The sequence below is a fragment of the Agrobacterium sp. 22094 genome, from assembly GCF_052046015.1.
Classification (GTDB): domain Bacteria; phylum Pseudomonadota; class Alphaproteobacteria; order Rhizobiales; family Rhizobiaceae; genus Agrobacterium; species Agrobacterium cavarae.
Map to the genome: position 1 here is coordinate 139,281 of NZ_JBQEPX010000005.1, position 12,543 is coordinate 151,823.

11 protein-coding genes are annotated in these 12,543 nt (G+C 58.9%); 4 read left to right on the forward strand and 7 right to left on the reverse strand.

What is annotated here, in order from left to right; genetic code table 11:
- Window positions 1–352: 352 nt before the first annotated feature.
- From ACTJK5_RS19550 to ACTJK5_RS19565, 4 genes are all read right to left on the reverse strand, one after another.
- Window positions 353–730 carry a YkvA family protein gene (locus ACTJK5_RS19550; protein ID WP_440613051.1) on the reverse strand — a complete coding sequence of 126 codons (378 nt, stop codon included), beginning with the start codon at window positions 728–730 and terminating at the stop codon, window positions 353–355.
- Window positions 731–782: 52 nt separating this feature from the next.
- Window positions 783–1,088, reverse strand: a complete 306-nt coding sequence (locus ACTJK5_RS19555) for a 4a-hydroxytetrahydrobiopterin dehydratase (RefSeq protein ID WP_440613052.1) — start codon at window positions 1,086–1,088, stop codon at window positions 783–785.
- 147 nt (window positions 1,089–1,235) lie between these two features.
- The gene (gene thpR / locus ACTJK5_RS19560) at window positions 1,236–1,829 is read right to left on the reverse strand and encodes an RNA 2',3'-cyclic phosphodiesterase (RefSeq protein WP_333631810.1); all 594 of its coding nucleotides are present in this window, start codon (window positions 1,827–1,829) and stop codon (window positions 1,236–1,238) included.
- Window positions 1,830–1,897: 68 nt separating this feature from the next.
- The gene (locus tag ACTJK5_RS19565) at window positions 1,898–2,548 is read right to left on the reverse strand and encodes an arylesterase (protein WP_440613053.1); all 651 of its coding nucleotides are present in this window, start codon (window positions 2,546–2,548) and stop codon (window positions 1,898–1,900) included.
- Window positions 2,549–2,615: 67 nt separating this feature from the next.
- Here ACTJK5_RS19565 and ACTJK5_RS19570 point away from each other — a divergent pair, with 67 nt between their 5' ends.
- The 3 genes from ACTJK5_RS19570 (at window position 2,616) to ACTJK5_RS19580 (ending at window position 6,924) form a co-directional block, all read left to right on the forward strand.
- Window positions 2,616–3,329 carry an ABC transporter ATP-binding protein gene (locus ACTJK5_RS19570; RefSeq protein WP_333631808.1) on the forward strand — a complete coding sequence of 238 codons (714 nt, stop codon included), beginning with the start codon at window positions 2,616–2,618 and terminating at the stop codon, window positions 3,327–3,329.
- Window positions 3,326–5,875 carry an ABC transporter permease gene (locus ACTJK5_RS19575; protein ID WP_335321924.1) on the forward strand — a complete coding sequence of 850 codons (2,550 nt, stop codon included), beginning with the start codon at window positions 3,326–3,328 and terminating at the stop codon, window positions 5,873–5,875. Before ACTJK5_RS19570 ends, ACTJK5_RS19575 begins: the two co-directional genes overlap by 4 nt.
- A gap of 266 nt (window positions 5,876–6,141) precedes the next feature.
- A complete protein-coding gene (locus ACTJK5_RS19580; RefSeq protein WP_062597381.1) occupies window positions 6,142–6,924 on the forward strand; it encodes a Bax inhibitor-1/YccA family protein in 783 nt (260 codons plus the stop codon).
- A gap of 189 nt (window positions 6,925–7,113) precedes the next feature.
- Here the strand turns inward: ACTJK5_RS19580 and ACTJK5_RS19585 are convergent, their stop codons facing one another.
- From ACTJK5_RS19585 to acnA, 3 genes are all read right to left on the reverse strand, one after another.
- A complete protein-coding gene (locus ACTJK5_RS19585) occupies window positions 7,114–7,506 on the reverse strand; it encodes a DUF2794 domain-containing protein (protein WP_062444399.1) in 393 nt (130 codons plus the stop codon).
- A 298-nt stretch (window positions 7,507–7,804) separates the two neighbouring features.
- Window positions 7,805–8,587: a DUF1223 domain-containing protein gene (locus tag ACTJK5_RS19590; protein WP_082478871.1), complete on the reverse strand. Its 783-nt coding sequence runs from the start codon at window positions 8,585–8,587 to the stop codon at window positions 7,805–7,807.
- Window positions 8,588–8,847: 260 nt separating this feature from the next.
- Complete coding sequence (gene acnA, locus ACTJK5_RS19595; RefSeq protein ID WP_274103427.1) at window positions 8,848–11,541, reverse strand: aconitate hydratase AcnA; 2,694 nt, start codon at window positions 11,539–11,541, stop codon at window positions 8,848–8,850.
- 273 nt (window positions 11,542–11,814) lie between these two features.
- Here acnA and ccmA point away from each other — a divergent pair, with 273 nt between their 5' ends.
- On the forward strand, window positions 11,815–12,456 hold the full coding sequence (gene ccmA / locus ACTJK5_RS19600; RefSeq protein ID WP_274103608.1) for a heme ABC exporter ATP-binding protein CcmA: 642 nt from the start codon (window positions 11,815–11,817) through the stop codon (window positions 12,454–12,456).
- The last annotated feature ends 87 nt before the right edge of the window (window positions 12,457–12,543 follow it).

Here is a 12,543-nt window from a genome sequence, read left to right on the forward strand (position 1 = left end):
CCTGCCGGGTTTATTGTCTTCCAGTTGCCCGAACGGCTAGGCCGGGCCGGTGCGAGGTGAAGGCCGTCATCTTCATTTTGGCTAAGGAACGGTTACCAAACCGTCAACGCCATCATTAAAAGGTGAGAATTGTATCGCGGTGTTACAGTTCGGATACTCCCCGCGCCCCAAGAAACATGCTGCGCCAAGGCCGAAAACGCCTTGACAGAAATGCATGCGTCAGAGGTCCTCAACGCATGTAAAACACGCTTCGAGCGACGCGAGTCAGCGCCACGCAAAAGGTATGACACGGCAATTCAGGCAAGAATTTGTCGGGATTTGGAAGCGCGTCTAACGGCGCATCACAGAGCCGTTATTCTTCGCGCATCTTCTCCAGTGCAATGTCGGCAGCGTCATAATGCTCCATCTTGATATGCGCACGGATCATCGCAAGGGCTGCGGTCAAAACCGCAATATCGTCGGTAAAGCCGATCACCGCCAGCATGTCCGGCACGACGTCAATCGGCATGATGAAATACCCGAGTGCGGCAAGCAGAATACCCTTGGCCCGAAGCGGCGTGGAGGGATCGACAGCGCAATAATAGGCCGCAGCCGCGTCTCTGGCAAAAGGCACCTTGCTAACGACCCGCTTCATCTTCGGCCAGAATTTGGATCGAACAGTCTCCTCGCGTTCCTTCTGCGTGTCGGGATCGCCGGGAAGCAGGATTTCACCGATCTTGACGTCATCCATGGTCGTAGTTCCTTTGGTCATGACGAATAATATAGGCGATGAAGACCGCTGTTCAATTGCTGCGCCCGGCAGCCGCCTTCTCCATCGCCTTTGCCAGCAGGATATCGCGCTCGGTAATCCCTTGGGAATCATGCGTGGTGAGACAGATCTTCACCCGCGAATAGACATTGGACCATTCCGGATGGTGATTGAGCTTTTCTGCCGCGAGCGCGCATTCAGCCATGAAACCGAAGGCTTCGGCGAAACTGGCAAACTTGTAGGCCTTGACGATTGCCAGGCCGTCTTCGCGCAAAGACCAGCCGTCCAGCGTCTCAAGCGCTGTGCGCACTGCGTCCGCTTCAAGTTTTGCATAGGTCATGATGGTCCCTTCCCCTGATACACTGTTCTATGCAACTGAACGGACGGGCATGCGCTTTGGTTCACGTTTGACCGTCAGATCAACCGCGCAAATGGATGCTCGGCCGGGACGATTGCCCAGCCGATACCATGTTCAGACATCATGGAGTTAGAACAGACTCTTCTCCGGAAGCAGTCCACCGTCGGCATAGACGCCAGCTGAACGGCTTTCATAGAGCGGAAAGGCCTCTTCGACGATGTAAGGCCCGCCACCGACAGATTCCTTCGAGGACATCAGCACGAAGCGCCCGACGGTGAAGGGCGAGGTTCGGAAATCCCCGCGGCCTGAAAGATAATGAACCACATCGTCGAGTCTGGAATTGCGAAGCCGCGCCAGCGTCACATGCGGCGTGAACTTTCGCGGATCCGGCGGCAACCCGAGACGCTGGCAGATGCGCTCAATTTCTGCCTGGAGAGCGACCATTTCCGGAGAGGGAGAAACACCGGCCCAGAGGGAATGCGGCTTCTTCGATCCGAAGGAGCCCATCCCCGTCAGGTTGATCTGAAACTCCTCGCGATCGATACGATCCAGCCGGTCGACCACTTCGTCAGCGGTGCGTCCGTCGATATCGCCGATAAAGCGCAAGGTGATGTGATAATTCTCCACATCAATCCACCGGGCTCCCGGTAGACCACCGCGCAACAATGAAAGGCTCATCGCCGCATTGCGCGGAATTTCGAGGGCGGTAAACAGTCTCGGCATGGCGAGCTCCCCGAATCTCTTGGCAGAACAAGGACAGCGAATCATGCAAAGCTTCGCTGCGCAAGTGCTTATTTTTTTTGCTCACGGATAGTCTTAACAAAGGCCTCGACGGCGGGCAGAGACTTCTCCACCATCACTGCAACGCCCTTGGCATTGGGATGCATTCTGTCTTCCAGTTGCAGGCTTTGGTCCAGCACGACGCCGTCTAGGAAGAACGGGTAGAGCGGGATCTGATACTTCTGCGCCAGCCGCTCATAGATAGGGTTGAACGCCTTGCCGTAGTCACCGCCCATGTTTGGCGGCACGATAATGCCCATCATGAGAACCGGGATATTGCGCTTCTGAAACCCTTCGATGATGGCCGCCAAGTTCTTCTCGGTATCCACCGGCGGAATGCCCCGCAGCGCATCGTTGGCACCGAGCTCCAGGATCACGCCATCGGTCCCATCTGGCACCGACCATTCGGCGCGTGCAAGGCCGGCAGAACTCGTATCGCCCGAAACGCCGGCATTGGTCACGACCGCATTGACGCCCTTGGCTTTCAGCGCGGCTTCGAGCTGGGCGGCGTAGCTTTCGTTCGGCGCAAGCTGATAACCGGCCATCAGACTGTCGCCAAAGCCGACGATCTGCAAAGGCTTATCTTGAGCCCCAGCGACTGAAGAGGAAAGAAACGCTCCGAGGATGACGACGAAGTGAGCGGCAACGGCTTTAAAATTCATTCCAGCCTTCCTAATTGGTGAAGCCAGCAAGGCTTCTGCACTCTTGATCATATAGGAACGCAAAAACGTGGCGAAAAGCACCATCGAGCTGAAGAAAGCGGATCTCACCCTTGGCAGCGCCGCCGCCTCCGTCCACGTTTTGAAGAGCATCGATCTCACCATTGAAGAAGGCGAAGCCGTCGGTATTGTAGGGCCTTCCGGCTCCGGCAAGTCCACGCTGCTGATGGTTCTGGCAGGCCTTGAAAGGCTCGATAGCGGCGAGATCACAATTACGGGAACGCATCTCCATACGCTTGGCGAAGACGCGCTGGCGGATTTTCGCGGCAAGAATATCGGGATCGTCTTCCAGTCCTTTCACCTGATCGCCAATATGACAGCGCTCGAGAATGTCGCCGTTCCGCTTGAGCTTGCCAATGTGCCGAACGCCTTCGACATTGCGACACGAGAACTGACCGCCGTCGGCCTCGGCCAGCGCCTCAACCATTATCCCGGCCAATTGTCCGGCGGGGAACAGCAGCGCGTGGCGATTGCCAGAGCGCTTGCCCCCTCGCCTGCAGTGCTGATCGCCGACGAGCCGACGGGCAATCTCGATACCGATACCGGCAAGCAGATCGCGGATCTGCTGTTTTCGAAGCAGGCAGAGCGTGGCATGACGATGATCCTCGTCACCCATGATCCGTCGCTTGCCGCCCGCTGCACCCGCCAGATCAAGGTTCGTTCCGGCCAGATCGAAGGCGAGAGTGCCGGCTCCACAGCCGCCAGACAGGCGGCAAGCGCATGATCCCGTCTGCCACCAACATTCGAAATGCGCTGAGATTGGCACGCCGGGAAATCCGCGGCGGGTTCGGTGGCTTCTACATCTTCCTCGCCTGTATCGCGCTCGGCACAGGTGCTATCGCTGCCGTCAACTCGGTCTCGCGCGCAGTCACCAGCGCCATCGCCGACGAAGGCCAGTCGATCCTGGCTGGCGACGTGCGTTTCGAACTCAGAAACCGCGAGGCGAGTGCTGAAGAGCGCGCCTATATCGATAGCCTCGGTGATGTCGCCGTCTCCGACGGGCTGCGCTCCATGGCGCGACTGGAAGACGGCTCACAGCAAAGCCTGGCCGAGGTCAAGGCCGTCGATGGCGCCTATCCGCTCTACGGCGATTTCGTCGCCGAGCCGGCGCAACCGCTTCCCGCGCTTCTGGCCAAACAAGGCGAGAGCTTCGGCGCGGTCGCGGCCCCCATGCTGCTTGAGCGTCTCGGCATCAAGGTCGGCGACGAACTGCTTCTTGGCAATGCCAGGCTGAAACTGACGGGGACCATCGTCACCGAGCCGGACACGCTATCTGACGGTTTCGGCTTCGCGCCCCGCCTGCTCATCAGCCGCGATGCGCTGATCGCCTCCGGCCTGATCCAGACGGGAAGCCTTGTCGAGCATGCCTACAAGGTTCGTCTGACCGACCCGTCGCAACGCGCGACGATCATCGAAACGACCAACAAGCAGTTTCCGAACGCCGGCTGGTCCATTCGCACCAGCGATCGGGCCGCACCGCAGCTCACCGAAAACGTCAATCGCTTCTCCCAATTCCTGACGTTGGTTGGTCTGACCGCGCTGATCGTCGGCGGCGTCGGTGTTGCCAATGCCGTGCGCGCCTTTCTCGATTCCAAGCGCACCACGATTGCCTCGCTGAAATGCCTTGGCGCACCGGCAAGCGTGGTGACGATGACCTATCTGTTCCAGATCGGTTTCATTGCCTGCGTCGGCATTCTGATCGGGTTGTTGTTCGGCGCCATAGCACCACTCATTGCCATGCGCTTTCTGGACGGTGTTCTGCCGGTGCCGAAGGAACTTGCCTTCTACCCTTCGGCACTCTGGCTTGCCGCCGTCTTCGGTATGCTGACCACACTTGCCTTCGCCATCGTGCCGCTCGGTCAGGCACGCGAAGTGCCGGCAACCGCACTCTTCCGCGAACAGGGCTTCGATGAAGGAAAGCTTCCCTCCTGGCCGTATCTGGCTGCAACGGCAATCCTTCTTGCAGCGCTTGCGAGCCTTGCGATTTTCACGGCGGATGATCGCTTCATCGCCTCGGTCTTTCTCGGTGCGATCGCCTTCGCCTTCGTCGTGCTGAGGCTTGTCGCCTGGGGCATCCGCGCCCTGGCGAGACGCAGTCCACGCGTTCACTCCGCAGCCCTTCGGCTCGCCATCGGCAATATCCACCGCCCCGGCGCGCTGACGCCTTCCGTTGTGCTGTCGCTTGGTCTTGGCCTCACGCTTCTGGTGACACTAACGCTGATCGACGGCAATCTGCGGCGGGAATTGACGTCGACGCTGCCGGAGAAAGCCCCCAACTTCTTCTTCGTCGACATTCAGGGAAGCGAGCGAGATGGCTTCCGCGACCTCGTCAAGCGCGAGGCGCCGGAAGGCACGCTGACAGAAGTTCCCATGCTGCGCGGCCGTATCCTGGCGCTGAACGGTCAGGACGTGACCAAGATCGAAGTACCGCCATCCGGCCGCTGGGTTCTGCGCGGTGATCGCGGCATCACCTATTCGGAAGATGTCCCGCAAAATGCCGAGCTCACGCAAGGCACATGGTGGGGCAAGGATTATAGCGGCGAGCCGCTGGTTTCCTTTGCCGCCGAAGAGGCGGGCGAACTTGGCCTGAAAATCGGCGATACGGTCACCGTCAACGTCCTCGGCCGCAGCATTACCGCCAAGATCGCCAATCTGCGCGATGTGCAGTGGCAGTCCATGTCCATCAATTTCGTCATGGTGTTCTCGCCCAACACCTTCCGGGGCGCACCGCATGCATGGCTGGCAACGCTGGCTGACCCTTCGGCGACACCCGCCAAGGAAGGCGAGATCCTGCGCAACGTTACCAACGCCTATCCGACGATCACCACGGTGCGCGTCAAGGATGCGCTCGATATCGTCGACCGGCTGGTCGGTCAGCTCGCAACCGCGATTCGTGCGGCGGCAGCCGTTGCGCTGATCGCCTCGGTGCTGGTGCTGGCAGGCGCCCTGGCGGCGGGGAACCGTGCGCGCACCCGCGATGCCGTGATCCTGAAAACGCTCGGCGGCACTCGATCCATGCTGATCCGCGCCTTCTCCTATGAATACATGATCCTTGGCGTGGCAACCGCCACCTTCGCCCTTCTGGCAGGCGGCGTCTCCGCATGGTTCGTGATTGCCCGCATCATGAAGTTGCCCTCTAGCTTCCTGCCCGATGTGGCAATCGGCACGCTTGTCGTGTCGCTGGTGATGACGGTGGGCATCGGGCTGATCGGCACATGGCGCATCCTCGGCCAGAAGGCTGCACCCGTGCTGCGCCAGGCGGGCGAGTAAGCCGCTGGATGCAAGTGAAAATCTAAAAAACGGAAAAGTTGTGCGCGATTTAACTTTTACGATTAATTCTTGGTAATGATGTCAAAAACGTTATCGCTTTTCGCGCATACGGTGTTTTTTCGCTATTTTTGGCACTTGTAACGGCTGCGCCATCGCCTCATATTCTCCGGTAGGCTTGCTGTAGCTCCGCAGCGGCGCCTGGGATAGTATCCACATAACGGTCTTATCCCGACACCGTAGCAACTTCGGAGCTAAAAGAGGAAACAATGGCTGACTTTAACAACTACCAGAACCGTATGGCCCAGGGCCGTGCTCAGTCTGGTGCGATGATCGACCAAGGTCTTCGCTCCTACATGGTGAAGGTCTACAACCTTATGGCGCTCGCGCTGGTGATTACCGGTGTTGCTGCCTTCGGTTTTGCTAGCCTCGCTGTAACAACCGATCCTGCGGCGGCCGTCGCGACGCTTAGCAACGGTACAATGCTGACCCAGCTCGGCGCTGCGGTCTACGCATCGCCTCTTCGCTGGGTCGTCATGCTGGCACCGCTAGCCCTCGTCTTCTTCCTGAGCTTCCGCGTTCATAAGATGAGCGTTTCTGCTGCTCAAGCAACGTTCTGGGTCTACGCTGCCCTGGTTGGACTATCGATTTCGTCGATTTTCGTGGCCTACACCGCAGCTAGCGTCGTCCAGACGTTCTTCATCACCGCTGCTTCTTTCGGCGCGCTGTCGCTCTACGGCTACACGACCAAGAAGGACCTGTCCGCCATGGGCTCGTTCCTGATCATGGGTCTGTTCGGCCTGATCATCGCGTCGGTCGTGAACATTTGGTTGGAGTCGAGCGCTGTTAGCTTTGCAGTCTCTGCAATCGGCGTTCTGATCTTTGCAGGTCTGACCGCCTACGACACGCAGAAGATCAAGGAAATGTACTTCGAAGGTGACGACGTTCTCGTGGCCGGTCGCAAGGCGATCATGGGTGCGCTGACGCTCTACCTCGACTTCCTGAACCTGTTCATGTTCCTGCTTCAGTTCCTGGGCAACCGGAACAACTAAGGATCGCAATAGCGCTCAAACAGAAAGGCGGCCACTGGCCGCCTTTTTCATGTCCGCCTATGAGGCCGAAGAAGTCGCTCCCCTGCCGCCTTGCTGCGTCGGCCCGAAGATTGGACTCGATTTCCGGGCCGATGCGTGGATTCAGAAAGGTAAAGCGTCCATTGTACGTCCAATCAGACGCACAGCGCTTTAGTCGATCAGCTTGAGCGCTTTATCGAACACCTTCAGCACCTGCGGCAGTTCATGCCCGCGCTTAAGAATGCGGCCATCGGTATTGATGACGCAGTAGGCGCCCTGCTTGGCAGCAAGCTTCGGGTTCTTCTCGATCCTGAAGAGCGGCATTTCGCCGGAGCGCTTGAAGACGGAGAAGACTGCCTTTTCCTTCATGTGGTCGATGGCGTAGTCGCGCCACTCACCTTCGCCCACCATGCGGCCGTAGACGCGCAGAATGGCGTCCAGTTCCCGGCGGTGGAAGGTCACGGGCAAGGGGTCCTTGGCCCGCTTGTATTCCCGAAGATCAACGACGGTAGAGCCTTCCCGGGTCTGGGAAGTCGCGTATTGCAAATCCGGCTGATCGGCCATCCGGCACCTCGCTCGACTGCTTATGACATCTCTGCGACAGTCTGTCCCCGCCTTGGCGAAATTGCAAGCCCGCAAAGTAGGGCGGCAAGGAGCGGCTTGTCCGGTAACCAATGAGGCAAAACAAGCGGGCGCAAATGCCCAATTTCGAACAAATCATGGCCCGAATTCAATGGAATAGTGCGATTGTCAATTGATGCCTAGGCACCAAGATGACCCGGTCCGGTGCATTGACCCTTTACCCCCAGCCCCCAATGCCCGGGCCGGATCTCCCCCAGCGGAGATCCCCAAAAATCTCGTCTTATCCCTCTGACTGCATCAGCACATTCGCGCCGACAATGGCCGATGGATTGCCAGCCGCATCCATCTTTTGCAGCAGCACGGCGCAGCCGCCGGATTTCGCCTTGCTCATGACGCTTGCTGGCAGCTTCACGGTCATCGCCTTGCCATCCCACATGCCGACCGTCTGCACATCATAGACGCTGTGCCAGTAGGAGATGGTCTTGCCCTGGTTCTCACCCTTCTGCACGTCGACGACCTGCTCGCGGTTGAAATAGGCAACCACGACCTCCGCCTTGCCCTGACCGGCACCGATATCGATCTCGATCTCATCGCCGACACGCTCGGTGCTGATCGGCACGTTCAAGCCCTCGCCCGCCTTGTTGAAATCGTCCAGGCGGCGGTAGATCGTCTGAATATCCGCGCCCTTCACATGGTCACGCCCATTCACCACCGCCTGCGGCGTATAGACGTTGTTGCGGCCAAGCGCACGGGCATAGCCGTACTGCCGCTCGGTATTTTCCTTCGACGCCAGCGAATCCGTCCAGCCGAGATAATTCCAGTAGTCGACATGATAGGACAGACCGATCACATCGCCATTCTGGATAAGCTTGCGCAGGTTGGCATCTGCCGGCGGGCAGGAGGCGCAGCCCTGCGAGGTGAAGAGCTCGACCACGCCTTTCAGCTGATCCTGAGCATAGGCCGCACCCGCAGAAAGCCCGCCGAACAGGCATAGGGAAACGCCGACGCTGCGAAGCCCGTTTCTGAAAATGCCGCTTCGCTGCGGGCCAATTGTATTCGGCATAGCGTGAACCCTTGTCTGAAGGCCGGTCCGAACCATTGATGCAATCAATTCGGGTATGGTGGCAAGGCGGAAAATAGCCTCGAACTCCGTTCAAGAGGAAGTCACGATGGGGTGAGCTTCGCAGGCTTCGCGTGAGGACGAAAAGGCAGGGGTTAAGACCCGTTCCTTCGGACCGATCAGACCCTCGGAAGAGGCCGTCCCAAAGGCCACAAAAAAACGCCGGGATCGCTCCCGGCGTTCGACGTCTTTGGACTGTCGGGTCAGGCTGCCAGATCGCGAAGAACGGTCTGCAGGATGCCGCCATTGTCCATGTAGGTCACTTCGTCCAGCGTATCGATGCGGCAAAGCAGCGGAATTTCCTTCACTGTGCCGTCCGAGTAGGTGATCTTGGCGATCTTGGTTTCGCGTGGCTTGATCTCGCCTTCGAGGCCTTCGATCGTAACCGTCTCGTCACCCTTCAGGCCGAGGCTTGCCCATGTCGTACCTTCCTGGAAGGTGAAGGGCACGACGCCCATGCCGACCAGGTTGGAGCGGTGGATACGCTCGAAGGACTGCGCGATCACGGCCTTGACGCCGAGCAGGTTGGTGCCCTTTGCCGCCCAGTCACGCGAAGAACCGTTGCCGTATTCGACGCCAGCGAAGATGACGAGCGGAACGCCCTCATCCTTGTACTTCATCGCTGCATCGTAAATCGACATCTCTTCCTTGGACGGATAGTGGATGGTGTAGCCACCTTCCTTACCGTTCGGCCCGAGCATGTGGTTGCGAATGCGGATGTTGGCGAAGGTGCCGCGCATCATCACTTCGTGGTTGCCACGGCGCGTGCCGTACTGGTTGAAGTCGGCAACCGCCACACCGTTTTCGGTGAGGTATGCACCGGCTGGAGACGCTGCCTTGATCGAACCGGCCGGAGAAATATGGTCGGTGGTGATCTTGTCGCCGAAGAGACCGAGAACGCGAGCGCCCTTGATGTCCTTGAGGCCAGTGCCCTTCTTGCCCATGCCGACGAAGTAAGGCGGGTTCTGGACGTAAGTCGAGTTGTCGTCCCAGGCATAGGTCTGGCCATCGGGAACCTGCACGGCCTGCCAGTTTTCGTCGCCCTTGAACACGTCCGCATACTTGGTTTCGAACAGCTCGCGCGTAACGTATTTCTGGATGAACTCCTGGACTTCCGCAGAGGTCGGCCAGATGTCCTTCAGGTATACCGGGTTGCCATCCTGGTCTTCGCCGAGCGGCTCCGTGGTAAGGTCCTTCTGCACCGTGCCGGCCAGCGCATAGGCGACGACGAGCGGCGGGGAAGCTAGGTAGTTCGCCTGAACGTCGGGCGAGATACGGCCTTCGAAGTTACGGTTACCGGAGAGAACGCCAGCGGTGATCAGACCCTTGTCGTTGATGGTCTTGGAGATCGGCGCAGGCAGCGGGCCGGAGTTGCCGATGCAGGTCGTGCAGCCGAAGCCGACGAGGTTGAAGCCGAGCGCGTCGAGCTCCTTCTGCAGGCCAGCCTTCTCCAGATATTCCGCCACGACCTGGCTTCCAGGTGCAAGCGAGGTCTTGACCCAAGGCTTGGACTTCAGACCCTTGGCAACCGCGTTGCGGGCCAGAAGGCCGGCAGCGATCAGCACCGATGGGTTGGAGGTGTTGGTGCAAGACGTAATGGCGGCAATGGCTACATCGCCATGGCCGAGATCGTAGCTTTCGCCCTCGACCGCGTAACGGGTGTTGAGCTGGCCTGGCTTCTTGTAGTCGTTTTCGAGAGCCGTTGCGAAGTTGGGTGCAATGGTTTCGAGCGGCAGGCGGCCTTCAGGACGCTTGGGGCCGGCCATGGATGGCACGACGTCGCCGAGTTCGAGTTCGAGCGTGTCGGTGAAGACGAGCTGCGAGCCGTCATTGTCGCGCCACATGCCCTGCGCCTTGGAGTAGGCTTCGACGAGTGCGATACGATCCTTCGCACGGCCGGACATGTCGAGATAGCCGACGGTTGCGGTATCGACCGGGAAGAAGCCGCAGGTCGCGCCATATTCCGGGCCCATGTTGCCGATGGTCGCACGGTCTGCAACCGGCAGCGTATCGAGGCCAGGTCCGAAGAATTCGACGAACTTGGAAACGACGCCCTTCTTACGCAGCATCTGCACGACGGTCAGAACGAGGTCGGTTGCGGTGACGCCTTCTCTCAGCGTGCCCGTCAGCTTGAAGCCGATGACTTCCGGCAGAAGCATGGAAACCGGCTGGCCGAGCATGGCCGCTTCGGCTTCGATACCGCCAACGCCCCAGCCCAGAACGCCAAGACCGTTGATCATGGTCGTGTGGCTGTCGGTGCCGACGCAGGTATCCGGATAAGCGATCGTCTCGCCATCCTCATCCTTCGTCCAGACGGTCTGGCCGAGATATTCGAAGTTCACCTGGTGACAGATGCCGGTGCCAGGAGGAACGACGCGGAAGTTCTTAAACGCCTGCTGGCCCCACTTGAGGAAGCGGTAACGCTCGCCGTTGCGCTCATATTCCAGTTCGACGTTGCGGGCAAAGGCGTTGGCATTGCCGAATTCGTCGACGATGACAGAGTGGTCGATGACGAGGTCGACGGGCACGAGCGGGTTGATCTTTTCAGGATCGCCACCGAGCGCCTTGATGCCATCACGCATGGCTGCAAGGTCAACGACGGCAGGAACGCCGGTGAAGTCCTGCATCAGAACGCGGGCAGGACGGTAAGCGATTTCCGCTTCCTTCAGACCCTTGTTGTTCAGCCACTCGGCAACAGCCTCGATATCGGACTTGCGAACCGAACGGCCGTCTTCGTTGCGCAGCAGGTTCTCCAGCAGAACCTTCATCGAATAGGGGAGATTGGCGACGCCCTTAAGGCCGTTCGCTTCCGCTTTCGGCAGGCTGTAATAGACATAATCCTTACCGTCGACGGTAAGAACGGAACGACAATTGAAACTGTCGAGAGATTTTGCCACGGTTATAAACCCCGTTCATTCTGATAGCCAACACGCGCGTGCGGACACCTATGCACTATCATGCACATCAGGATGCGGGTACGACCATTTCCGCTGTCCGCACGAGAAAATTGCTTCCGCAACATTCAGGTCCGGCGCTAGGTGATGTTCACGCCGGCCGCTGGCGTGGTTGAGACCCATATAGATAATTTCGCTAAAACGTGCCAGACCAACCAACGGCTAATTTCGATTTTTTTTGATCGAGATGATGAAATTCTTAAACGAGGCGCAGCAGTGCATCTGACAGCGGAAAATCTTGGCGTCAGACGGGGCGAAGATTTCATATTCATGAACGTTTCTCTCCAGTTAACGGATGGCGACGCTCTCCTTCTCACGGGCCCCAACGGATCGGGCAAATCCACGCTTCTGCGCGTCCTTGCGGGGCTTCTGCCTGCCGAGGCGGGCACCATAAAGATAGCCGGCGAAGGAATAGAAAAGGGCACACGCCCCGCTGAAGTCAGCCACTATCTTGGCCACCGCAACGCCATGAAGCAGGAGCTGACGGTCTACGAGAACCTGTCCTTCTGGAAACGCTTTCTCGGTGATTTCAACGGCACGCCGTCTGTATCGATCGAAGAGGCAGCCGACATCGTCGGGCTTGCCGGCATCACCCACCTGCCCTTCGGTTATCTCTCCGCGGGGCAGCAGCGGCGATTCGCCATGGCGAAGCTGCTGGTGGCGTGGAAGCCGATCTGGATTCTGGATGAGCCGACGGCGGCGCTGGATGCGGAAGCGGATCGGATGTTTACCGGATTGGTGAAGGCGCATCTTGTCAAGGGCGGAATGGTGATTGCCGCAACCCATCAGCCGCTGGGGTTGGAGGAGGCTAAGGAATTGCGGATGACGGGGTTTGCTGGGGTGGAGGAGGTATATTGATGGGCTCTTTCGTTACCACCTTCGTCGCAGACAGTACCCCCCTCTGCCCTGCCGGGCATCTCCCCCTCAAGGGGGGAGATCGAACCA